This is a genomic window from Streptomyces sp. NPDC051364, assembly GCF_040682115.1.
In the GTDB taxonomy this organism is placed as follows: domain Bacteria; phylum Actinomycetota; class Actinomycetes; order Streptomycetales; family Streptomycetaceae; genus Streptomyces.
In genome coordinates, this window is record NZ_JBFBAH010000034.1 from 1 (window position 1) to 21,733 (window position 21,733).

20 protein-coding genes and 1 pseudogene are annotated in these 21,733 nt (G+C 68.9%); 9 read left to right on the forward strand and 12 right to left on the reverse strand.

The annotated features are described in order from the left end of the window. Positions 1–369: 369 nt before the first annotated feature. Positions 370–1,638 (reverse strand): phospholipase D-like domain-containing protein, encoded by a 1,269-nt coding sequence (locus AB0M76_RS36810; RefSeq protein WP_365957103.1) that lies wholly within the window; start codon positions 1,636–1,638, stop codon positions 370–372. Between the two features lie 848 nt (positions 1,639–2,486). Beyond that, positions 2,487–2,747 (reverse strand): hypothetical protein, encoded by a 261-nt coding sequence (locus tag AB0M76_RS36815; protein ID WP_365957161.1) that lies wholly within the window; start codon positions 2,745–2,747, stop codon positions 2,487–2,489. Between AB0M76_RS36815 and AB0M76_RS36820 the strand changes: the two genes are divergently transcribed. Next, complete coding sequence (locus tag AB0M76_RS36820; RefSeq protein ID WP_365957157.1) at positions 2,637–2,882, forward strand: helix-turn-helix transcriptional regulator; 246 nt, start codon at positions 2,637–2,639, stop codon at positions 2,880–2,882. The two genes, AB0M76_RS36815 and AB0M76_RS36820, sit on opposite strands and share 111 nt — an antisense overlap. Here AB0M76_RS36820 and AB0M76_RS36825 read toward each other — a convergent pair. Beyond that, positions 2,808–3,485, reverse strand: a complete 678-nt coding sequence (locus AB0M76_RS36825; protein WP_365957104.1) for a DUF4232 domain-containing protein — start codon at positions 3,483–3,485, stop codon at positions 2,808–2,810. The two genes, AB0M76_RS36820 and AB0M76_RS36825, sit on opposite strands and share 75 nt — an antisense overlap. A 231-nt stretch (positions 3,486–3,716) precedes the next feature. Here AB0M76_RS36825 and AB0M76_RS36830 point away from each other — a divergent pair, with 231 nt between their 5' ends. After that, complete coding sequence (locus AB0M76_RS36830) at positions 3,717–4,607, forward strand: LysR family transcriptional regulator (protein ID WP_365957105.1); 891 nt, start codon at positions 3,717–3,719, stop codon at positions 4,605–4,607. Positions 4,608–4,722: 115 nt separating this feature from the next. Next, positions 4,723–4,905: a 4-oxalocrotonate tautomerase DmpI gene (dmpI, locus tag AB0M76_RS36835; RefSeq protein WP_053690240.1), complete on the forward strand. Its 183-nt coding sequence runs from the start codon at positions 4,723–4,725 to the stop codon at positions 4,903–4,905. A 138-nt stretch (positions 4,906–5,043) separates the two neighbouring features. On the opposite strand, the gene AB0M76_RS36840 is transcribed toward dmpI, so the two are convergent. After that, complete coding sequence (locus AB0M76_RS36840) at positions 5,044–5,679, reverse strand: DJ-1/PfpI family protein (RefSeq protein ID WP_365957106.1); 636 nt, start codon at positions 5,677–5,679, stop codon at positions 5,044–5,046. A 71-nt stretch (positions 5,680–5,750) separates the two neighbouring features. Here AB0M76_RS36840 and AB0M76_RS36845 point away from each other — a divergent pair, with 71 nt between their 5' ends. From AB0M76_RS36845 to AB0M76_RS36855, 3 genes are all read left to right on the forward strand, one after another. Then, positions 5,751–6,704, forward strand: coding sequence for a helix-turn-helix domain-containing protein (locus AB0M76_RS36845; protein WP_365957107.1), 954 nt, complete (start codon positions 5,751–5,753; stop codon positions 6,702–6,704). A gap of 323 nt (positions 6,705–7,027) precedes the next feature. Then, positions 7,028–7,285, forward strand: coding sequence for a hypothetical protein (locus tag AB0M76_RS36850; protein WP_365957108.1), 258 nt, complete (start codon positions 7,028–7,030; stop codon positions 7,283–7,285). A 734-nt stretch (positions 7,286–8,019) separates the two neighbouring features. Then, positions 8,020–9,147, forward strand: a complete 1,128-nt coding sequence (locus tag AB0M76_RS36855) for a TIGR03118 family protein (protein ID WP_365957109.1) — start codon at positions 8,020–8,022, stop codon at positions 9,145–9,147. Between the two features lie 241 nt (positions 9,148–9,388). Here the strand turns inward: AB0M76_RS36855 and AB0M76_RS36860 are convergent, their stop codons facing one another. The 3 genes from AB0M76_RS36860 to pknB all read right to left on the reverse strand — a co-directional run bounded on the left by AB0M76_RS36860 (position 9,389) and on the right by pknB (position 13,165). Next, positions 9,389–10,393, reverse strand: a complete 1,005-nt coding sequence (locus AB0M76_RS36860; protein WP_365957110.1) for a restriction endonuclease — start codon at positions 10,391–10,393, stop codon at positions 9,389–9,391. Further along, positions 10,390–10,905, reverse strand: a complete 516-nt coding sequence (locus AB0M76_RS36865; RefSeq protein WP_365957111.1) for a hypothetical protein — start codon at positions 10,903–10,905, stop codon at positions 10,390–10,392. Before AB0M76_RS36865 ends, AB0M76_RS36860 begins: the two co-directional genes overlap by 4 nt. Before the next feature lie 265 nt (positions 10,906–11,170). Further along, positions 11,171–13,165, reverse strand: a complete 1,995-nt coding sequence (gene pknB, locus AB0M76_RS36870; protein ID WP_365957158.1) for a Stk1 family PASTA domain-containing Ser/Thr kinase — start codon at positions 13,163–13,165, stop codon at positions 11,171–11,173. 481 nt (positions 13,166–13,646) lie between these two features. Here pknB and AB0M76_RS36875 point away from each other — a divergent pair, with 481 nt between their 5' ends. Further along, positions 13,647–13,895 carry a hypothetical protein gene (locus AB0M76_RS36875; protein ID WP_365957112.1) on the forward strand — a complete coding sequence of 83 codons (249 nt, stop codon included), beginning with the start codon at positions 13,647–13,649 and terminating at the stop codon, positions 13,893–13,895. Positions 13,896–14,197: 302 nt separating this feature from the next. Here the strand turns inward: AB0M76_RS36875 and AB0M76_RS36880 are convergent, their stop codons facing one another. After that, positions 14,198–15,064 (reverse strand): hypothetical protein, encoded by an 867-nt coding sequence (locus AB0M76_RS36880; protein ID WP_365957113.1) that lies wholly within the window; start codon positions 15,062–15,064, stop codon positions 14,198–14,200. 325 nt (positions 15,065–15,389) lie between these two features. On the opposite strand from AB0M76_RS36880, the pseudogene AB0M76_RS36885 reads away from it, so the two are divergent. Together AB0M76_RS36885 and AB0M76_RS36890 are read left to right on the forward strand one after the other, a co-directional pair. Further along, positions 15,390–15,559 (forward strand): annotated as a pseudogene (locus AB0M76_RS36885) (aconitase family protein); the annotation flags it as partial. 307 nt (positions 15,560–15,866) lie between these two features. Next, complete coding sequence (locus AB0M76_RS36890) at positions 15,867–16,592, forward strand: peptidylprolyl isomerase (RefSeq protein WP_365957114.1); 726 nt, start codon at positions 15,867–15,869, stop codon at positions 16,590–16,592. Between the two features lie 437 nt (positions 16,593–17,029). Here the strand turns inward: AB0M76_RS36890 and AB0M76_RS36895 are convergent, their stop codons facing one another. The 4 genes from AB0M76_RS36895 to AB0M76_RS36910 form a co-directional block, all read right to left on the reverse strand. Continuing rightward, on the reverse strand, positions 17,030–17,515 hold the full coding sequence (locus AB0M76_RS36895; protein ID WP_365957115.1) for a transposase: 486 nt from the start codon (positions 17,513–17,515) through the stop codon (positions 17,030–17,032). Then, entirely contained in the window at positions 17,512–18,084 is a 573-nt protein-coding gene (locus AB0M76_RS36900; RefSeq protein ID WP_365957159.1) for a winged helix-turn-helix domain-containing protein, read from the reverse strand. Before AB0M76_RS36900 ends, AB0M76_RS36895 begins: the two co-directional genes overlap by 4 nt. 362 nt (positions 18,085–18,446) lie before the next feature. Then, on the reverse strand, positions 18,447–19,472 hold the full coding sequence (locus AB0M76_RS36905; RefSeq protein WP_365957116.1) for a transposase: 1,026 nt from the start codon (positions 19,470–19,472) through the stop codon (positions 18,447–18,449). A 446-nt stretch (positions 19,473–19,918) separates the two neighbouring features. Next, positions 19,919–21,082 (reverse strand): calcium-binding protein, encoded by a 1,164-nt coding sequence (locus AB0M76_RS36910; protein ID WP_365957117.1) that lies wholly within the window; start codon positions 21,080–21,082, stop codon positions 19,919–19,921. Positions 21,083–21,733: the final 651 nt, after the last annotated feature.

The window sequence follows — 21,733 nt, forward strand, 5'->3', positions numbered from 1 at the left end:
GGCACCTCCTGGGCGAGAGGACCAACGGTTGACAATTCATCAGTTGACGCTTGGATGTTCTCAGACCCCTGCTCGAGTTCCCGGCCGTGGAAAGGCTCGAGGTAACAGCAGGTGCCCGCTGGTGTTGACAGAGCGGGTGAAGCGTTCGGCGCCGACCAGCCCGGATTCCAGCGGTGGGGCCACGCTGATATCACCACTCTCCTGCCGTCCGCAGTGACTGGCAAACGCTACGAAAGCGTGCAGAGGTCCACCCCGGACGACCAGACCTGAGCTGCGCCATTCCGCTGTACGAGCAGACCCTGTCCGACCACCTACGGGCGCTGGGTGAAGCCCACCCCCGCAGACAGTCGAATGACGGAACTTCGCTCTCTAAGCGTTCTGGCGGTCAGCGGCGGTGCGCTGAGCACGGAAGTTCTCCCGGTAGGCGTCGTGCATCGCCGGGTCCTGGTACTTGAGCAGCGCCTCGTCGTTGCTGACGAGCCCGCTCACCGTGTACGGGTGGCTGCCGGTGAAGACGATCTTCTGGTCGGGGAGGCCCTTGTAGGTTCCCTCGATCAGCAGGTACTTGGAGTGCGTCGCCGTACGGCCCTCCGCATCGTCGTCCAGCTTGTGCAGTGTGATCCCGCCGAACTTGGTCGGCTTGGCGAGCTGGTCGGCGATCGCGGTGCCGCTGTTGTCGAGCTTGCGGTACACGATGTCGACGTAGCAGCCCGCGTCGTCGAGCTCCCACAGCTTCTTGGCCACCTCGGCACGGGTGATCTGATGCATGGCGATCCGGATCACCGTGCGGCCGTCAGCCGTGCCGTAGCCCGCCGAGTTGCCGTGGCACACCGGCTGGCCGCTGACGGGATCGTCCACCGTGTTGAGGATGTTGAGGACGACGTCCGAGCCGGACCGGGGGAAGAAGTACGCCTTCGCCTTGCCCGCCTGGTATTCCGTCGGATAGTCGGAGACCTGCTTGGCCGGGTCCGCCTGGGCCGTGGTCAGATCGCTGAAGTACCCGGCGTAAGCGGAGTACAGCTCGGGGTTCTCGATCACGGTCAGGGCGTCGTTCCATGCGTTCTGGCGGTCCCAGGCCGTCTGGTTGGCCGAGGTCTGCACGACGACGTTGTTGACCGGAACGGTGCCCGTGGAGCTGCCGGTGGTGCTGGAGAAGAGCAGGAACTTGTTGTGGTTGACGCTGTAGTACCCGTCCGCTGGGTTCGGGTCCTTCGCCAGGCACGCCTGGTGCTCGGCGCAGACCCGTGCCCACGAGGCCCCGGACTTGTCGGTCTTCTGGGCCAGTCCGTCGACGAGCTTCACGTACGTCCCGGAGCCCGCATAATGCTTGAGGCTCTCGCTGTCCAGGATCACCTCGACGTTCACCCCGCGCAGGTGCGCCGCGCTCAGCCGCCCCGCGAGCCAATCCGATCCGAGGACGTACATCGAGACCTTGATGCTCGAACCCGGTACGGCGCCGTCGATCAGGCGGGAGATGTGCGTGAAGACCGCGTCCTGGCGCGCCGGGTCGGTCGGGTCGTTGAAGGTGGCGCCGGTGGTCACGAGCGGCGCGGTGCCGGCGACAGCGGTCGCGGGGAGGGTGACAAGCAACGCCGCTGCACCGACGACGAGCGCCGTCACTGATCTGATCTTCGTCATGGCGGCCACTGTATGCAGGCGGGAAGCGACTGAGTACTTCGGCCCTACGCGTACGAGGAGTGCGGCGCGGTACCGGCTCTGTGCGCGCAGGAACGCCCATGTACTGGAAGAGGCGTTGCAGGGCATGCGGACCCCGGAGAGGTGGTGGGCCTCTCCGGCGTCCGCTGTGTTGGGGCTATGGGGTTGTGGGGTCTCACTTGCCGAGCTTTGCCTTGAGTTCGTCCTTGAGCTGGTCCTTGATGGTCTGCTTGTTGACCTGGCCGCCGGTGCCGGTGCCGGTGCCGTTGCCGCCTACAGCGGTGGCGTCGCCGGTGTTGACGGCGTCGGCGCTGGCGTTGCCGCCCTTGGCATTGCCGGTGGTGATGTCGCATCCGCCCTCGCAGTTGCCGACGCCGCTGCTGGCGTTACCGCCGAGTCGCAGCTCGGAGCCCGCTCCGGGACAAGCACAGCGTGTGGGGCGCGCTCGGACTGCTGCGCTGCCCCGGCGCCTGCCCGCTCGGCCAGGACGACATCCGGCGGCAGCCCGCCTCGGACCGGCACTGGTCGCCGCCGTACGCCGTTACGCGACCGCCGGCCCGCTCTTCGCCGCAGCCCCCGCTCTTCCCGCCGGAGTGGTCAAGGTCGGCCCGGATCACACGATCAAGGCGGTCAGCCCCCAAGCCCGGGACTGGCTGGACCAGCTGTCCTCGCGAAGCGGGCACGCGTTCCCGGCCTGGGTGCCCGACGCGTTCCTCGTCGCCCTTTCCCTCGCTGCGCGGTCCCGTGCACGGGACACGGACGCCTGGGACCCGCTGGTGTGCGCCCCTCCAGTCGTGTGCGGGCGGTGGATGACATTCCAAGGCCAGCCCCTAGATGCTGACGCCGCCGGAGATGTCGCCCTGGTCCTCCAAGGCGCGACGGGAGACCTCGTAACGCCGTCGTTCTGCGCCTGGTACGGCATCACTCCCCGCGAGCGCGACACCCTCCGCGAACTGCGCACCGGCGCGGCCGTCAAACAGATCGCACGGCACCTCGACCTGTCTCCGTACACGGTCAACGACCACCTCAAAGCCCTGTTCCGCAAAACCGGCGCCGACGGCCGCGACGAACTCATCGCCGCTCTGACACACTGCCAGAGACGGGGGCACAGTGTGGAACAGGTCACCGAAACACCGGGGCACCCAAGCGCATCACGAGGGTTTCGTCGCCGAATAGGCCGTGACCGTGGCCTTGTTGTCGCACAGGGCGAGGATTCCATCGTCTAGGGCGGTCTGGTGCGCGCCCGCGCCCGGGACCCCGACGACGAGCGTGGGGAACGAGGCGGGCGTCGCGCCGGACTCACAGTAACCATCGGCCTCGCCCTGCACGTTGACGAAAGTGAGCTTGGTCCAGGCACGGGCACCCGGGGCCAGCGACACTGTGGCCGCCGAGCCGCTGTGGGTCGTGGCGAGCGGTACGTTCTTGTCGGGGGACCCGTTGCCCGCGCCCGCGACGGTGGGGAATCCCTGCAGCGTGCAGGCGCTCTTCGAGACGTTGGCGACGGCGACGACGGCGGCGCCGGTTCCCGTGCCCGGCGGCCGGACGGCAGCCTGGCGGGCCTCCGTGACCTTCACGTCGTCGATCGTGCAGGGCTTTGCCTTACCACCGGACACGGTGGGGGAGACCGAGACGGCAGGTTTCGCCTGCCCCGTACCGCTGGAGCTGCTGCCGCCCGCGGCGGCCCCGGGAGCCGGTGACTGCACGGACTGCGAAGGCCCGCCGGCCGCGCCGGCCTCGCCGGACGGCGTGCAGCCCGTCATCAGGGCGGCGGCCGCGGCCACGACCACCAGTGCGGCCGCGCTCCGTTGGACACCTGCTGTGTACTGCATGGGGAACCTCCCGAGGATCGCCACCGGCCCCGCGCCGGCCCGCACGCCGACGGACACGGCGGAGCGCCCCGCAGGAGTTCCCGCGGGCACAGCGCTGTGCCGCTCCGGTGACACAACCATGACGTACCGGCCCCGCCGCCGCCCGGTGCCGCGCCCTACCGCAGGCCGCGGCCGTACGGATCACCGCACTCGGCTGGACGGTCGTCCGACCTCGACGGTTACAGTCGGCAGATGGAACTGCGGCAGCTGAGCTACTTCGTCACCGTCGCCGAGGAACTGCACTTCGGCCGGGCCGCCGAGCGGCTGCACATCGTCCAGTCGGCGGTCAGCCAGCAAGTGCAGCGGCTGGAAAGGGAGCTGGGGGCCGATCTCTTCGACCGCTCGCCACGCCACGTTCGGCTCACCGGCGCGGGGGAGCGACTGCTGCCCGAGGCGCGGGCCGTGCTCGCCGCCGCCGAACGGGCCAGGGCCGCCGTCCGCGAACGGGCCAGCCTGCGCCTCGGCACCAGTACCGGTCTCGGTGAATACCTGGACCGGGTGCTGGGCGACCTGGCCGTCCTCGCCCCCGACACCGCGGTCCAGCTGATTTCGGCCCCGACTCACGACCGCCTCGAGCAGGTCGCGGACGGCCGCCTCGACGCCGCGTTCGTGCGTTCCCTGGAGCCCGCCCCGGGTGTGCGGATCCTGCCTCTGTGGAAGGACCCCCTGGTAGCGGCCCTCCCGGCGACCCATCCACTCGCCCGAGAGGCGGAACTGGCCATCGCCGAACTGGCCGGCCTGCGACTCTGTATCACCGCCCGCCGAAACAACCCGGCCCTCGTCGACCTGGTCGTCGGAGCCTGCCACTCAGCCGGCTTCGAGCCGCTGCCCGGACCGGTCAGCGGCTCGCTGCAGGACACCCTCGCCACCATCGGTGCCGGCTCCATACCGATGTGGACCGTGGTGTACGCGGCCCAGGCACGCGTGCTGGCCAGCCCCCGGGTCGCCTTCCGCCCGTTCCGTGCCCCCGGCCTGGCCCTGCCCATCGGCCTGGCCGTCCGCCGCGCGACCCCGCCCGCTGCTCTCGAGGTACTCCTGAAGGCGCTTCCGGCACTCCCGACCAGCAACGATCACGAGAGCTGATCGTTGCGGTCGCGGTCTGCTTCTTGGTCGGGCCGCACGCATCCTATGGACTGGGGTCACGCCGGTGAGCGACCCGGAAAGGCCGGGAAGCCGCCGCTGGCAAGGGAGTTCGGTCATGCCCATCGTCACCATTCAGCAGGGTCCCCGCGATGTCGAGCTGAAGCGCGAGCTCGTCAAGCGGGTCACGGACGCCTTCGTCGACGCGTACAAGATCCCGGCCGAGACCGTCCAGGTGTGGATCCACGAAGTCCCGGCGGACAGCTGGGGCGCGGCCGGCACGCTCATCGCCGACAAGTAGGACCTCCCGCGTCGGTGACCCCGAAGGTCCGGTCGATGTCCAGTGGCCCGGAGCGGTTTCCTGCAGGACGCCTCCGGCATGGTGCGCCACGCAGCGTGCCGGAGGTGCCCTGCCCGGGACCGACCGTCGGCGGACGCTTCAGATTCCGGCCTCGGCGGTGTGTTCGCCTGTCCAGTCGTATTCCATCTGGAGGGCCGTGCGGCGGGCAAGCTGCCAGCCGAAGAGCCGGCCCACGATGTGCAAGCTGGCGTCGATGCCCGCGCTGATCCCCGCAGAGGTCACGATGTCTCCGTCGTCGACCCACCGGACATCGGTGCGCACCTGGATGTCCGGCCAACGCTGGGCCAGCTCTTCCTGGTCCTCCCAGTGGGTCGTGGCCGGGCGGCCGTCCAGAGCCCCGGTGGTGGCCAGCAGGAAGGCACCGGTGCAGATGCTGAACGTCAGGGCGGAGGTCTGTCGGCGCCGGGCCAGCCAGTCGATGACGTCCGTATCCGTCTCGACCGCCGTGGTGACGCCGCCGGGGATCACCAGCACGTCGAAGGGCGGGTCCTCGTGCAGAGTGTGATCTGCCACGACCTTCAGCCCGCCTCGGGCACGGATCGGCTTGTCGGTCGCCGCGACCGTCAGGACGCGCAGCAGCGGCTCGTCGTCGGCGGTGCGGGCCAGTCGGCCGGCGGTGCTGAAGACCTCGAAGGGGCCTCCCATGTCAAGGACCTCGACCTCGTCGAACACGAGCATTCCGAACGTCAGCGGCGCAGCGGTGTCAGGTTTCATGCCACAAGGCTCGGGTCTGGTGCGCGCGGCCCGACAGTGTCGGAAACGGCATGCACCGCTAGAATCCCGCCATGCGTCGTCACCGGATCGCCTGTCTCGCCTTCGACGGGATGGCTCCGTTCGAACTCGCCACCGTCGCAGAGGTGTTCGCGGTCTCCCGGCCGGAGCTGGACGTGGACTGGTGGTACCGGTTCGAGTTGTGCGCCGAGACACCCGGGCCGCACCGGATCGTGGGTGGCTTCGACATCGTGGTGCACCACGGCCTGGACCGGCTCCGGTACGCCGACACCGTCATCGTCCCGGGGGTCGCGAACGTGCGCCGCGAAGTTTCCCCGACGGTCCTGAACGCGCTGCGGGACGCGTACGCGCGAGGAGCGCGAGTGGTCTCCATCTGCAGCGGCGCGTTCGCCTTGGCCGCCGCAGGCCTGCTGGACGGCAAGGAGGCGACCACGCACTGGAGGCACGCCCGGCTGCTCCAGGAGCGCCATCCGGAGGTGCTGGTCAATGCGTCGGTGCTCTACGTCGACCACGGATCGGTTATCACCGCTGCGGGCACCGCCGCCGGCATCGACGCCTGCCTGCACCTCATCCGCAAGGACCACGGCGCCGACGTTGCCGCTCGTGTGGCCCGCCGCATGGTCGTGGCCGCACACCGTGAGGGCGGCCAGGCCCAGTTCGCGGAGCGTCCTGTGGGCGAAGCGCCGTCCGACGACCCGATCGGCAACGCCATGCAGTACGCGCTGGACAACTTGTACCGGCGTCTCACCGTCGACGAGCTGGCCGGCGTCGCGCACCTGTCGGCGCGGCAGTTCGAACGACGCTTCGCCGACGCGGCCGGTCTGCCGCCGGGACGCTGGATCACGCACCAGCGGATCCGGGCCGGCGCCGTACTGCTGGAGTCCGCGGACCTTCCGATCGAAGCAGTGGCCGGCCGTGTGGGCCTGACCGTCGCGGGCTTGCGACACCACTTCCGGGAAACGATGGGCGTCAGCCCCTCGACCTACCGGCGCCAGTTCCGGCGCTGACCGTACAGACCGCGACTTCACGTTGCATGCTGCCCGGAGGCGTGCCGCGCAGCGGCGACTGCGACTGTTGCGCAGCGGCTTCCGGCCCTGCCGTTACCGCACGGGCGGTAACGGCAACCGGGCCCAAAGAGCGTTTTGTCCCGGCGAAGGTGTTTGGTAAGTCAGTCGAGGATGATGGCGGGGTGTTGGTCAAAGTAGAGGCAGTACAGCCCGCCCCGTCGAGGCCCATGCCTGTCCGAGTGCACTCGGCGGTGGGCACCGTTGTGGTGCTATGGCAGGGGACCCCTGAGGCAGTGGGGCGAGAACACCGAGTCGAGTGGACCGTGGATGAGGACATCGCCTGGACGGTGAACGCCTGGCCAAGTGCCTCGGGTGTATCTGAGCTGCGGGAAGACGGCGACCGCATCGTTTTTCGTGGGCAGCTGAGCCTCTTCGAAGACGGAGGGGCTGTCCTGGACGTGGGCGGCACGCAAATCCTGTTCGATCTTGCCGACCCGCCACTGCCGGAAGGTACCGATGGATCGTGGGTCGAGGTTCGTGCGGCACAGGACCATGTCACCGTCTGGCCCTGCGGGGTCTGACTGCTGGCGGACAGTCAGGTGTCGCGCCAGTTCGGGGTGGATTCACAATGCCTCTGTCGAGCCACACCGCGCGGGTGCCGGACGGCGGCGGCACGCTAATCATGTAGGCGTTTTGATGATGGCTCGGGCGAGGTCGGCGCCGTCGAGCATGGCGAGGTTGGCGCCCATGCCGGAGAAGGGAACGATCCGAAGATCGTCTCGCCGGGACTGCGGCTGCTCTGGCTTCTGGTCCGGCGGATGTTCGAACGCTCGACCTCGGGCCCGGCGTCCGTTGCGGCCAAACCCTCGATCTTCGCCGCGAGCCGCAGTCCCGGCCGGGTTCTGGACGGGCCAGGGCCTGGCCGCGGTCGGCCTGGTCGCCGGGGACGTGGTTGGGCGCTGCTGGAGGACGAGTACCGCTTGGTGCTGGAGCTGTGCGAGGACATCGCCCGGGGCAAGGCGGCGTATCGTCCCTGATCACCCTTGCTCTTGACCAGGTCTGCCTGCATCCGGAGACCGCTGACAGCGAGATCCCGGGCATGCTGGAACGTCTCGCGCAGGTCCAGGTCCAGGACTCGCGTGGTTGGGCGCGGTCCGTTCGGCTGAGGACAGCACGACAGGGACGCGTGTCGGGTGGCGTGTCCACGCGGGCTCCCCTGTGATGATTTCTACCAGTTCGTCCGCACTGGAAGAGGAGCATCTCCATGACACGTCAGGCATCGGCCCACCGACACCGTCCGCTCAAGATGCAACTGATGGCAGCCGCGTTGACCCTGGGCGCTGTCGGTGCGCTCGTGGCTGCGGCGCCGCCCCATCCGGGGGATCCACAGCAGCAACATCAGGGCTTCCGGGAAACCGACCTCGTATCCAACATCCCCGGCAGGGCGCAGGCGACCGATCCGAACCTGGTCAACCCCTGGGGCCTGACGACCGCACGTACGGGTGAGCTGTTGGTCTCGGACGCCGGCGCCGACAAGGCCACGACGTACTCGGGCGGCCAGAAGGGGAAGCCTGTCCGGATCCTTCCCGGGGTCGTGTCGTTCCCGACGGAGGGCGCCCCGACCGGGGTCGTGCGCAATGACAGCGACGACTTCGAGTTCAGTGGCTTCGGAGAGACCGGTCCCGCCCGCTTCCTCTTCGCGGGGGAGCACGGTGACCTGTTCGCCTACAACCCGGACGTGTCCCGGACGGACGCGGTACGGGTTGCCCATGAAGACAGTGACGGCGAGACCGCCATCTTCAAGGGGCTGGCGCTGGTCCGCGGCAAGGACGCGGACAACCGCAGGGACGAGAAGAAGGGGACGGGCCACAAGCGCGAAGAGCCGAGGTTGCTCGTCGCGAACTTCCGTGACGCGCGCATCGACATCTTCGACGAGGACTTCGTCCTTTTCCCGCCCAATGGCGCGTTCCAGGACCCCCGCCTCCCCGCAGGCTTCGCGCCGTTCGACGTCAAGGAGATCGACTCGAAGGTCTTCGTCACCTACGCCTTGCAGAACGCGGACAAGGAGGACGACGTCCCCGGTCCGGGCAACGGCTTCATCGACGTGTTCAGCACGGAGGGGAAGCTGCTGAAGCGCTTCGCGAGCCGGGGTGCGCTCAACTCGCCGTGGGGCCTCGAAGTGGCGCCCAAGGGCTTCGGGAAGTTCTCCGGTGACCTGCTCGTCGGCAACTTCGGAGACGGCCGCATCAACGCATTCGACCTGCACACAGGCGCCTTCAAGGGGACCCTGGAGGACCCCGACGGCAACCAGATCACGATCCCCGGGCTGTGGGGGCTGCAGCGCGGCACCGATGAGGCCGGCGGCAGGGAAGCCGTCTGGTTCGCTGCGGGAATCAACGACGAGGCCGACGGTCTGCTCGGAGTCCTGCGCGCCGAACACTGACCAGCCTTGCCGCCACCCCGAGGCAAGCACGTGCCTGGGGTGGCGGCGGTGCCCGCCGCGGCTGTGAGGCCTGGCCCCGCCCAGGCCTCACAGCTCCTCGCCCACGGTCTCGGGCGGCGTCCGCGCCTTCAGGGACGGCCCGGAGGGAGCCTGCCGGGGTCGGGACAGCATGCCGCGCGCGCCCCGGCGTCGTGGATTCGCCCAATCAGCTTGGTGTTGGCCGCGTCTTGCTGGTGCGGGGTTAGGTGAGGCCTCGTGTTTCCCAGCCGGGTGGGAGTTTGGGGAGACCGATGAGGGCGTCGATGCCGAGGTGTTCGAGGAGGAGTGCTTTGAGGTGTCGGCCGTCGATGAGTTCCATGCGGCCGGTGCGGTGGGCGAAGTCATGGCTGGCTTTGCCGAACCAGGCGGTGGTGACGACGATGCCCTTTGCTGCTGCTTTGTCGTGCATCACGCCGGCGAGGGCGCGGACGGTTTCGGCGGGGACGGCGTTTTTGGTGCGTTTGGCCTGGATGATGCAGAGCCCGCCGATGAGGGGTTCTTCGTTGACGGCGACTGCGTCGATTCCGTCGTCGCGTGAGGCCTGGGTGACCCAGGACTTGAGTCCGATCGCCTCGAACAGGCGGCGGATGAGGTGTTCGAATTCGATTGGGTCGAGTGCTACGAGGTCGGGTCGGCTGTCGAGGCCGGCGATTACGTCCCGTTCGGGTGCCAGTTTGTATGTGGCGAGGTCGAAGGTGACCACCGGCCGGATGGGTTCAAGGTCGTAGGGGAGCTGGGAGACAATGGCGTTGAGGTAGCGCAGGCTCTGGACGGGGTCGAGTTCTGGTTCGTCGAGGACGAGCTCTTCGAAGCTCTCCCTGCTGGCACGCAGACTGATCAGGTAGGGCCGGATGGCCTTTCCGGTGGCGCGGTTCTTGGCGTTGACGTGTCCGTTGAACGCGATCACGTCCACCGCGGCTGGTGGGGTCACGGCGAGGGCCTCGTCGATGGCCCGTAAAGCGAGCCTGGCTACGAGATCCCTGTACATGGCCTTGGTATCGGCTTCCTTCCGAGGATGTGGCGCAACCGTCGGCGGGGTCGATGCCTTGTATCGGTACTGCGTGACCGCTGGCACTACCGCCTGGCTGGGTAGCTCGACCTCGAGCACCAGCTCTCGTGATTCCGGCGCGAACGCCGTACGCCACACGCCGCGAAGCCCTTGCGGGTAGACGATCTGGACGAGCGCGGCTTCGACACGGGCGGTCATAGCGTCCGGGCCGCCTTTGACCAGGGCTCCTCCACCGGGAGGCGGTGAGCGTGGAGTCCCGTCGTCCTGGTGGCTAGCACGGATTCCACTCGCTGGACCTGCTTTTCGACCTCGGCTGTCCTTGCCGCAGCCTCACGGCGTAGATCCTCACTCACCTGCTGCCTGGCGCGCCGATCCGCCTCGGACTTCTCACGAGCCGCGGCTTTCTTCTTCTGCTCGGCAGTCTTCATCCGGGCCGCCTCACGCTTCTCCAGATCACGGACGATCTGGTCGGCCTTGCGCGCCTCCTCGGCGCGGGCCCGCTCGTTCTGCTTCTTGGCCCGCACCCAGGCTTGCGCTTGTTCCCGCTCCCGCCGCGCCTCCTCCTTGGCACGCTGCGCCGCTTCCCGTTCCGCCGCACGTGCCTGCCGGACCCGTTCAGCCTCTGCCTGCTTGGCCGCTGCCGCCTTGGCCTTCTGCGCATCGCGGTACGCCTGCATCAGCTGTGCGGCAAGCGACTTCCTCCGAGCCATGCGGCCCCCTCGAAACCGCCTGGAGGCAAAAGCTGCCCCGCTGGCTGGTGCATCAATCAGGCCCGTACCACCCACTCACACCCATCAGGGACTTCGCAAAGATTCACCCCAACGAGCTGAAGTCAGTAATCGGCGGTCTGTCGATGCCTCCGGAGCCGGTGACACCACCCCCCAAGCCATCACTTCGACAGGGGGAGAAAATCATGCAACTCCGGAGGCCGGGCGCCCCATTGCGGGTCAGCCAAAACGGTAATGGGGGGCGGGGTCAGGGACGGCCGGACGAGATCCAGACCTTCACCGTGCCGCCGGGGCTGATCCGAGCGAGGCTCGACGGCTCCTGCCGGACGACCTGCCCGGCGGGCCAGAGCGAGTCGGGGCCGGTGTGCTCCTCCAGCTTCAGGCCGGCGATCTCCGCGCAGGCCCGGGCGTTCTGGATCGTGAGGAGTTCCAGCGAGGGGACCTGCGGCTGCTCGCTGGTGGTGTACAGGTCGCAGCCGGCCAGCTCGCCCACCGCCCTCGGGTCGCCGCCGGAGGAAATCCACACGGTGACTGTGCTGCCGGTCAGCACGTCCTGGGACACCGGGTCCTGTTTGGAGACCTGGCCGGCCGGGGTGAGCGGGTCCTGAACGGTGCCGGCCTCGCGCAGCTGGAGGTGGGCGATCTCCGCGCAGACGCGCGCGTCGGCGGCGGTCCGCTGCTTCAGCCAGGGGATCGAGATCTTGTCGTGGTGCTTTTCGACCTCGCAGTTCTCCAGGTCGCCTTTGGCGCGCGGGTCGCCGCCGGTCGACACCCAGACCGTGACGGTGCTGCCCCGCTCGACCGACTTCGCGGTCACCGGTTCCTGGCGGGTGACCGTGTCCTTGTCGTATTTCGTCCCCGTGGTCGACTTCTGGTCGAGCTTCAGCCCGGCGATCTCGGCGCAGGTCGTGGCCTCGGCCGCTGACATGCCGGTGAACGACGGGGGATTGAAGTGGCCGCTCCAGGATGCGACCGGGTCGCACGAGAAGTACGGGCCGGTGGCGCGCGGATCCGACGTGTGCCCGCCGCCGCCGAACGAGAACCAGCCGCCGAGCGTGCTCGCCGCGACCACCATTGCCACCGCGGGGAAGGCGCCCCAGGCGAAGATCCGGAGCCTGCGGAGGGTCCGGATGTCGTGGGCGGAACGCGGGTGAACGGTCCAGCGGGTGGTTGTCGTGGCGCCGTCCGCGCCGCCGTTCGTCGTGACGGTGGGGCCGCCGGTACGGTCGGAACCGCCCAGGTCGGCGGTGATGGTGGGTGCGTTGTGCGTGCTGCCCGTGGTGTCGGTGGGCGCGGTCGCATCGACCGTCGTGGCAGTGGCAGTGGCAGTGGCAGTGGCAGTGGCAGTGGCGGCGAGCGTGGCCGGGCTGCCGGGGGCGGAGGCGATCCGGCGGACGTCCTCGGCCATGGCCCAGGCGCCCTCGTACCGGTCGGCGGGGTCCTTGCTCAGCGCGCGGGCGACGACGGCGTCCACGGCGGCGGGAAGAGACGGATTGAATGAGGACGGCGCGGGCGCCGGCTGCTGCACATGCTGGTAGAGGATGCTCATCGTCGACTCGCCGTCGAACGGCGTACGCCCGGTGACCAGTTCGAACAGCATGCAGCCTACTGAGTACAGGTCGGACCGCGCGTCGGCGGGCCGGCCGAGCGCCTGCTCGGGGGAGAGGTACTGCGGTGTGCCGAGGACGGTGCCGGTCCGGGTCATGGCGGTGCCATCCGACTGGAGCGCCCGGGCTATCCCGAAGTCCATCACCTTGATCGTGCCGTCGGCGGCGGTCATCACGTTGGCGGGCTTGATGTCACGGTGGACGAGCCCCTGCCGGTGGCTGCAAGCCAGCGCGTCCAGGACGGCCGCGGTCACCGTCAGGGCCCGGTCCAACGGGATACCACCGGCGGGGGAGTGGGACGCGTGATCTCGGATCAGCTCGCGCAGCGAGCGGCCCTGGACGTACTCCATCACCATGTACTGGACCGGCCCGTCCGGACCGCTGTCCTCGCCGCTGTCGTGCACGCCGACGATGTTCGGGTGGCTCAGCGCAGCCACCGCGCGGGCCTCGCGGCGGAAGCGCTCACGGAAGGAGGGATCGCGGGCCAGATCGGCGTGCAGCGTCTTGACCGCGACGGTGCGCCCCAGCACCGTATCGTGCGCACGATGGACGGACGCCATCCCACCCTCGCCCAAGGGAGCCCGCAGGACGTAACGGCCCTGTCCGACGGAATGGTTAGGCCCGGTTTCGTGCACGTTCTCGGTCTCCTCGACGTCTCTCACCCACGCCCCCCCGACGCTGCCCCGTCCGGGCTCACCACGCGGGCGCGGGCCGTGCCGCCTCGCTGCGGTAATGCTCCTCAGCAGCTGTCGCTTCCGTTCAGGGGCTGTACATGACAATACGACCGTACCTGGGGAGCGGGCGCCGAGTCGAATGCGTTCCGGGCTAGGTCTGTCAATCGAACGGCTCTGGCTCACTTTCGGTGGTGACGGAGTGTGAGAGAGGGCGCACGCTGGCAACCGACGGTGCGGTCAACCTTCTGACCTGGGTGTTTGATGGGCAGTCGGCGCTGCAGTGTGCAAACAGGCCGGAGAAGGTCCTGTTCACGCCAGTGGCGAACTCGCAGGCTTGCCGACGATACAGAGCACTCGTCCCATGGCGCGGAGCTGCGATTTCACCATCGACACTCCGCCATCACTCTCAGCTACCACCGAACGTGAGCCAGAGTCGTTGACCGTGCAGACCCTCTCCCGCGACGACCGGCACACCGCCCTCACCGACCGCCGCCGTCACCGGATTCTGGCCCTGCTCGAGAAGGACCCCAACCGCCTCTGGCGTACCCGTGACATCGCTTCCCATTTCGGCGACATCACCATGGAGACCATGTATCGACAGCTCTCCAGATGGGCCGAGACCGGCCTCATCCACAAACTCGGCCCCGGCCTCTATGTCGCCACAGCATGGACCCCAACTCCCCTTGTATGACCAGCGAAAACGCCAACTACCCGGCCTTGGGGTAACGCCCCTACGCCCCTGCCGCCCGGGGCTCGGCGCTGCAACCAGGCCCGTGAGTGCTCTCTTTGGCGATGCGCCGGTTTGGTGTCAGTGGGGGTTGTCGGTGACGGTTCGTCAGTTTGATGGTTTTGCGCTGGTCGCGTGTGGTGGTGGCGTGAGTTTCCATTGACGTGGATGTGGTCTGTGGGCGGTTGCTGCTGTCACGGGCTGTTACACCACCTGGTGTCGGGCGCTGCTACGAAACCGGTACTTTGCACCCCACGGACGACGGTTCAGGAACCGTAGGTGATGGACACCTGCGCCGATCCGGTGGCGGGGCCGGAAGTGCCGCCTGCCGGGACGAGGTTCGACCCGCCTCCGCCGCCGCCGGGCCCGGCGGCGGCGGCGGTGACCAGGAAGCAGCCGCCGCCTCCGCCTCCGCCGTGCCAGCCGCCGCCACCACCGCCCCCGCCGAATCCGCCACCGCCCGTGCCGCCGGTACCGGGCGTGCCGTCGGTGCCGGCCCTGGAGCCCTCGGGGCAGGCGGCTCCGCCCTTGCCGCCGAGGGTCTGGGTTCCGCCGCCACCCCCGCCGCCGCTGTCCGGTCGCTCGCCGCCGGGCTTTCCGGTGTCGCCCGCGTCTCCGCCGGTGGCCTCGCGGACGGGGCCGGTGAAGCTGGAGCCGCGTCCGCCGCCCCCGCCGCCGGCGGCGACGATGAGGCGGGGGTCGGTGCCGGGAACGCCGGTCAGGGCACAGCTCGCGCGCGCCGAGCTGCAGGTGCGGACGTCACTGGCACCGCCGCCGCTGCCGCCGGGGCGCTGACCGGTGACGGCTCCGCCGCCCGTGTCGACGTTGACGTAGTAGGTGGTGCCGGGCACCACGGTGAGGGTGACGGTGACGGTGGCGCCGGTTCCGCCCGCTCCGCCCTCGATGGCGGACCGTCCCGGCTCGCCGGTGGCGGTGACGGTCAGTCGGGTGACGCCGGCCGGGACGACGAACCGCTGGTTGGCGCCGGCGGTGAAGGTCTTGGTCACGGGCGTCGCTGCGGCGGGCGCCGCGGGCACCACCAGGGCCGCCGGCAGCGCCGCGGCGGCGAGCAGGAGCGCGGCCCGTCGGGCCGTGCGCCGAGGGCGTTCGGATCGCTGTGGGGTCAAAGTCACGATGGGGACTCCTGGACAGGGCCGTGGCACCCACCCCCCCCGGGGCGCGCGCGGACGTAGGTCGATGGTCCGGCCCCTGCGCGGGACCGTCCGCCGCGGACCGTCCGGGCCGCAGCGGTCAGGCGTCACGCTCTCCCTCAGTCTCCCCGTTTCCCGGTCCGCCCGCCTCCCGGCGTCCCGGTCCCGGCGTCCCGGATCCCGCAAGAACGGAGCGGGGACGTTCCAAGGACGCCCCTTTCTACGTTGATCAAGTCCTCGGCTTGGCGCCCATGGGTATTCCGACCGGCAGAGGTCGGCAGATCTCGGCCTGACAGAGAGGACAGCGATGGGTAGGACGCTCGCGGAGAAGGTCTGGGACGATCACCTCGTCCGGGGCGTGGAGGGGGAGCCAGATCTTCTGTACGTCGATCCGCACCTGCTGCACGAGGTGACCAGCCCGCAGGCTTTTGAGGGTCTGCGTGCTGGCCTCCGCAGGAGGTGGTGGTGCGTCGCTTGTTGGCGGTGGATCAGGGTGCGGGGTCGGTGTCGTCGCTGCATGTGCAGGTGATGGCGGAGGCTGCTGGTGTGACGGTTCGGACGGTATGGAAGCGGCTGGCGGAGGCGCGTGAGGGCCGTCTGGAGCCTGTGGTGCGGCCGACGCCTACAGAGCCAGTGGCTCCGTCGAGCAGGGACGTCAGCTGGAGGGCGAGGATTTCGGGGTTGGCCGCGCCAGCCTCCTGCCGTTAACTATTCCCGCGGACCAAACCCACGCCCTAGACTGCGACCGCTCCAGGACTTGGCGATCATCGGGAGGGCGTGCGAGATGAAACGGGCACTGATCAGCGCATTCGCGGCCGTGGCGTTAGTCGTGGCTGGGGGGAGTGTCGCCACCGCTTCCGACGGCGCTCCGCCGCGCACGACGCACGGCCCTTGCCAGTACACGCAGACCCCGGACGAGCCGCCGGCGCGCTCTGTTCCGCTGCCGCCTGACCCGCGGCGCACCCCCAGTCGTGGCACGGTTGATATGGCTGTTCCGACCAGCCAGGGCCCGCTCCCGCTGCACTTGGACCGGGCCAAGGCGCCGTGCACGGTCCAGAATTTCCTGCACCTGGCACGACATGGATTCTACGACCGTACGGTGTGCCACCGTCTGACGGCGTATCCGACGCTGAAGGTCCTGCAGTGTGGCGACCCGACCGGTACCGGTGAGGGCGGGCCCGGGTACAAGTACAAGGACGAGCTGCCCGTGGACCTGCCGCCGGCACCGACCGACCCGACCGGCGCGCGCCGCCTCTATGGGCGCGGCCTGCTGGCGATGGCCAACGCCGGTCCAGACACGAACGGTTCACAGTTCTTCGTCGTTTACGGCGACTCCGCGCTGCGACCGAACTACACGGTTTTCGGCACAGTCGGCGCCGACGGCCTGACGACACTCGACAAAGCCGCCGCCGGAGGCATCGAGCCGACCGCGGAGGACCCGGCACCGGTCGACGGCACACCCGTGCTGCGGACCGAGCTGCTCCGCGTCCGGCCGTCCTGCCGGCATTGACGCACCGCGGCGTGGCCACGTCCTCGATGATCGTGCCTTGCGCCTGTGGCCGCCCCAGGCGGATGTGAATGAGCGGGTCAGTGGCACTGGATCGGCTTCAGCCGGGACGGGGCGGCTGTCCCAGCTCACGCTGCGCTGTGGTGGTGATCATGGCTGTCATGGTGCGACCAAGCGGCTGCCAGTAGGTGCCAATCGGGACTATGTCTGGCTGTCATGGGCGTGACTGTTCCGGTGCAAGGCCCGTCGGTGTGGTTGGGATCGTGTCGGGTCCTTCTTGGAGCAGGGACCGGGGTCGGTGTCGTCGCTGCATGTGCGGGTGATGGCCGAGGCCGCCGGTGTGAGCGTCCGGACGGTGTGGAGGTGGCTGGCGGAGGCGGGTGAGGGCCGCCTGGCTGGGTGCGACACCGCAGCTGATCGTCGTTACTGACTTCGGCTGGTTAGGGTGCCGATAGATCGTCGAGGTTCAAGCCGGTTCCTGTTATGAAGCCGTTGAGGGTGTCGGGCTGGTACTGGAGGCGTTTGAGCCGGTTGCGGACCAGGGTTTCGAGCCGGTCCAAGGCCATGACGGCGAGGCTGGACAGGCTGCGTTTGACGTGGGCCCAGACACCCTCGACCGGGTTCAGGTCGGGCGAGTAAGCGGGCAGCAGGAACACCGTCAGCCACGCCCGTTCGGCGACGAGGTCCCGCATCCTCCGGGAGACGTGGGTGTTGAGCCGGTCCCAGACCAGCACGATCGGCGCCCTGACCAGCTGATGGACACCGTCGAGCAGAGCGATGAAGTCCCGCTCGCCCATGCTGCGACGTTTTCCTCCACCCACGGGATGGGTCCGCAGGCGGTGACACAACCGAGTCCGGGAGCCGGGCCGCATCGCGATCAGGCCGGCCACCGACAGCCGTCCCGAGCGGCGCCCGCTGACCGTCACGACCGGCGTGATGCCGCGCCGGCCTCAGGTCCGTCCCCGGGGCGGCCGTCGGGTGAAACCCGCTTCGTCCTCGAAGCAGACGTAGCCCCCGCAGGCCGCCCGGGCCCTTTTACCTCCGCCCAGGTCGCCTCCCGCCACGTGCTCACGGCCTGCTCGTCGCGTTCGGCCACCCGCCGCGCGGGCACCTGCGGGGAGAACCCGAGCCGGTGCATCAACCGGGTGGCACCCGAGACGCTGTAGGAGATGTGGAACTTCCGGCCGATCAGCGTGACCACCCTCGATGCGGTCCACACCTGGTCCTCGACCCAGCCGTGCGCGGCCGGCCCCTCCTCCAGATACACGGCCAGCTTCTCCAGACACCGCGAGGACAGGCGGCACCGTGACCCGCTCGGACCGCGGGAAGCCAGAGCCTGAACACCGCCGTCCCGCCACAACTGGTGCCACTGATAAGCCGACTTCACGCTCACCCGCAGCCGCCGTGCGACTTCCGACGGCTTGACCTTCTGCTCGAACAGTTCAGCCGCCTGCATCCGTACCGTCTCGCGCCGCTGACGTCCTGTCGGAGTCAGCCCGCCCCCATCCGCATATCTCACACACCACGAATACAGTCACCCACCCACACCCATCAGGAACTTCGCAACGATTCACCCCAACGAGCTCAAGTCAGTAGCGGTCGTTTGTTAAACCCGTAAGTAGAGGTCAAGGGCTCGGCCGCTGGCCAATGAGGTGATGAGGGCTTGGAGTTCGGGTGGTGGGGGCGTTTTCGACCAGGCCTGCCAGCAGCGTTGCAGGGTGTGCCAGTCGAGCCAGGCTCGGATCGCGCGAATGGCCCGGCGCCAGCTGGGTGGCTGGGGCTGGTGGGACACGGGTGTGCCCCCTCTCTGGCCCGTCGGCAGCCGCGGGCGGCTGGGTCTGGTCCTGCGATGGGGGCTCATCTGCGAACCATGCGTCCCAGCAGAAGGAGAACGCACAGTTCACGAGGGTCTGGTGGCGGCGGATCGCGGTGTCGGAGCGGACCTGGAAATTGGCCCAGCCGAGTTCGTCCTTGATCTGTTTGTAGCTCTGCTCGATCCAGTGCCGCAGGCCGTAGAGGCGGACGAGTTCGGCCAGGTCGGCGGGCGTCGGCGGCCCACCAGGTCTCGGTGTGTCCGTCGCGGAAGGTGCGCACGACGTGTGTCCAGTCACCGGGATGGTCGGGATCTGTCCAGGCCAGGGCGCGTGCGGCGTCGACGGGTGTGTGGGCATCGGGTCCGTAGGCCCATGTCCGGCGGCGGGGTTTGAGGGCCATGACGAACGGCAGGCCGGCCTCGCGCAAGGTGTGCCGGAACTCGTCGTGGTCGCCGTAGCCGCAGTCCGCCACCACTGCCCGGAACGGAAACCCGGCTTGTCGCGCCTGGTCTGCAAGGTCGGTGGCGAGCTGGGGCTTGGTGCGGAACTCGGGGTCGTTGCGCTTCCTCGGGAAGTGGTGGGCCGGGGTGTAGGGGGTGGCGTGCAGGGGGTAGTAGAGGCGTTCGTCGGCCCAGAGTGTGGTCACCGTGACGATGCCGTTGTCCGTCTTCCCGAGTCGGCCCAGCCACTCTCGCCCGATGTGGGCGGTCGCCGTGCCGTCCTTGCGGTCCCCGGAGTCGTCGATCACCAGCACTCCCTGGCCATGCGGCGCTGTCGCCTCGTCAGCGACCAGGAGCTCGAGCCGGCGGGCGTTGACCTGCTCGAACTTCCAGTTGGACTCCGACAGGAAGAACTGCAGCCTCTGCACCGCCGGATGCTGGGCACCTGCCACAGGCTCCGCTCCGGCCAACGCGGTAAGCGTCTTGTTCCGGTCCCGCGGCAGCAGCAGACCCGTCAGGTACTCCCGAAACCCCCGCCGCTGGGCCAGCGAACGAAATAGATCATCGAAGACGGCCGCGTACGCTTCCAGCGGACCAGGAGCAGGCGGACACGGCACACGTGCGGTCATAGCAGCACCCCCGAAACACTCTCACCTCACCGATACTGCTGACCTGACCCCATGTCAACAAACCACCGTTAGGCACTGATTGGCCAGCCACACCCCAACGCGGCGAATGTCCCCGTCGGGCATCTCCCGGACACCGGCGCTGATGGGGCTCGATGACTCTCCCCACCCGACGCTCGGGGGTGGGACAGACCTGCTCGCCCAAGTTCCCCACCATCGGGGCTACGGCCGGGCACCACAGCGGAGGGGCTGCCCGATAGCCAGCCATGTCCAGGGGGCGGCCTCGTAGTCCCAGCTCGGACGCGAGAGGCGGTGTTGGTGTGAAGGGCGCAGGCGAACGAATAGCCGTGCGACGGCCGTCGTTCCTGGAGATGGCACAAGGCCCCGATCTCAGCCTTGAGACTGGGGCCCTGTGTTCTCGTCGGCCGGGGGGTGGCCGATATGCCGGTCTACGGGATGCCGTTGACCATCTCGCACCGCACGGCGGTGTCGCCGTCGCTTGCTTCGCCGTCGCAGTCGTCGGTCTGCGGCCCGCCGTCGAGGTGGTCGTCACCGGGGCCCGCCCGGAGCGTGTCGTCCCCGTTGCCGCCCTTGAGCCGGTCCTTCCCGCCCGCGGCGCCGGCGGTCTGCGTGGCGTCGAAGTTGGTGTTGTCGCCGAAGAGCGTGTCGTTGCCCCCATGGCCTTCGATCAGATCGCGGCCGGCAGTCGTGACGGTGGCGTCGACGACGGCGCTGTCACCGATGAGGACTTCGTCCGCGCTGCCGCCGACGATCCGGTCGGCACCGGCTCCGGTGGCGCTCCCCCCTGCAGGGACAATGATGTTGTGGTCCCCGATTGCGCCGAAACCGCCGTCCGGACCGAGGCCGATCCGGTCGTCCCCACCGCTGCCCTTTGCGTCTCGGGCGGCCTCGCTGTCGCCGACGACGAATTCCACCCCGGGGCCACCGAGTAGGACGTCATCACCGGCGCCCGTAGCGGATCCTTCGATGGCCAGTGAATCACCGGTGAGGTGGTCGTCCCCTGCGCCACCTTCCAGTCGGTCATTGCCACCGCCGCTGGCGTCGCCTCCCGCAAAGCTGACGCTGTCGCCGTACAGGCCGTCGTTGCCGTTGCCTCCGAAGACCTGGTCCTTCCCTCCCCCCGTGGCATTGCCCCCGTCAGTGCTGGAGTCGCCCACGAGGTTGTCATCGTCATCACCCCCGAACAAACGATCGTCGCCGCCGCCCACGACGTCGCCGTTGTCGGCCCGCAGGTCGCCACGGATGATGTCGTTACCCGGCCCGCCGTCGACCCGGTCGTCGCCGAGTCCACCAAGCAGACGGTCCTCTCCAGCCAGCCCGCAGATGCGGTCGTTGCCGCCCATGCCGTCGATCCTGTCGGCGCCCGGCGAGCCGACGATGACGTCATCTCCCGGTGTGCCATTGATCGTCCCCGAACCCGTGATGGTCGCCGAGCGGCCAAAGCAGTCGGCCTTCACCGGGCCCGCAGCGACCGCGGGGAGCCCGAGCGTGAGCACTGCCGCCGCAGTGAGGCCGGCCGTAAAGGCCTTCCGAAATGCCGGACGGCAGGACTTGCCTAGACGTTGAGGCCGAAGAACGCGATGGGCAGTCATACAAAACCTCCTGGCTGCTGGCTCCCGGTGATGCTGGGCAGGGGCGGATCCAACAGCGTGTGTCTCCCAAGACGGGGCAGAGGACAGCTCTTCATGGGACACATCGAACCGTATGGGCCGCTCTTCACGAGGACCGCCGGGCCCAGCATCCGGGTGAGGCCACTCGCAACCCGCAAGGCGCCAAAAGCTACTGACAGGCCATTTGTTCCCTGGCATCCGAGCTGGGACTACAAGGCCCGGGTCGAGCTGTCGCCGGTGGGCGAGGCCCAGCGCATTGCACCGCCGACGGCGCCCTTGACTGCTCCGCAGCCCGCATACTCCGCGAGCGGGCGGCCCCGACCCCCGTGCCGACAGCAACCGACTGGGGAACGAAGAGCAGCTCTGGGGAAAATTCGTGATCCGCATCATGTGATGGCGCTCTTTGAAAACGGCCACCCCCCGATCGGGAGTGACCCCATACCTGCTCGATGGATCTCTCCAGTCATGGGACACCTGACCTGCCGCCGGGCGCCACAAGGGAGAGGCCGCCATGGGCAGCCGGTTACCCCGGGGGCTGTCCAGGGTGGCCTTAAGGCCAGCGCGTAGCGCCGCCGTAGGCGCCGGGGCCGTACGGGCACCGCCGACGACTATGGCCCGCTTGTGGCCTTCTTG

Excerpts from the sequence above, each read along its gene's own strand:
- AB0M76_RS36810 (WP_365957103.1), bottom strand. The coding sequence starts at position 1,638 with ATGACGAAGATCAGATCAGTGACGGCGCTCGTCGTCGGTGCAGCGGCG.
- AB0M76_RS36825 (WP_365957104.1), bottom strand. The coding sequence starts at position 3,485 with ATGCAGTACACAGCAGGTGTCCAACGGAGCGCGGCCGCACTGGTGGTC.
- AB0M76_RS36830 (WP_365957105.1), top strand. The coding sequence starts at position 3,717 with ATGGAACTGCGGCAGCTGAGCTACTTCGTCACCGTCGCCGAGGAACTG.
- dmpI (WP_053690240.1), top strand. The coding sequence starts at position 4,723 with ATGCCCATCGTCACCATTCAGCAGGGTCCCCGCGATGTCGAGCTGAAG.
- AB0M76_RS36840 (WP_365957106.1), bottom strand. The coding sequence starts at position 5,679 with ATGAAACCTGACACCGCTGCGCCGCTGACGTTCGGAATGCTCGTGTTC.
- AB0M76_RS36845 (WP_365957107.1), top strand. The coding sequence starts at position 5,751 with ATGCGTCGTCACCGGATCGCCTGTCTCGCCTTCGACGGGATGGCTCCG.
- AB0M76_RS36855 (WP_365957109.1), top strand. The coding sequence starts at position 8,020 with ATGGCAGCCGCGTTGACCCTGGGCGCTGTCGGTGCGCTCGTGGCTGCG.
- AB0M76_RS36860 (WP_365957110.1), bottom strand. The coding sequence starts at position 10,393 with ATGACCGCCCGTGTCGAAGCCGCGCTCGTCCAGATCGTCTACCCGCAA.
- AB0M76_RS36865 (WP_365957111.1), bottom strand. The coding sequence starts at position 10,905 with ATGGCTCGGAGGAAGTCGCTTGCCGCACAGCTGATGCAGGCGTACCGC.
- AB0M76_RS36890 (WP_365957114.1), top strand. The coding sequence starts at position 15,867 with ATGAAACGGGCACTGATCAGCGCATTCGCGGCCGTGGCGTTAGTCGTG.
- AB0M76_RS36905 (WP_365957116.1), bottom strand. The coding sequence starts at position 19,472 with ATGACCGCACGTGTGCCGTGTCCGCCTGCTCCTGGTCCGCTGGAAGCG.
- AB0M76_RS36910 (WP_365957117.1), bottom strand. The coding sequence starts at position 21,082 with ATGACTGCCCATCGCGTTCTTCGGCCTCAACGTCTAGGCAAGTCCTGC.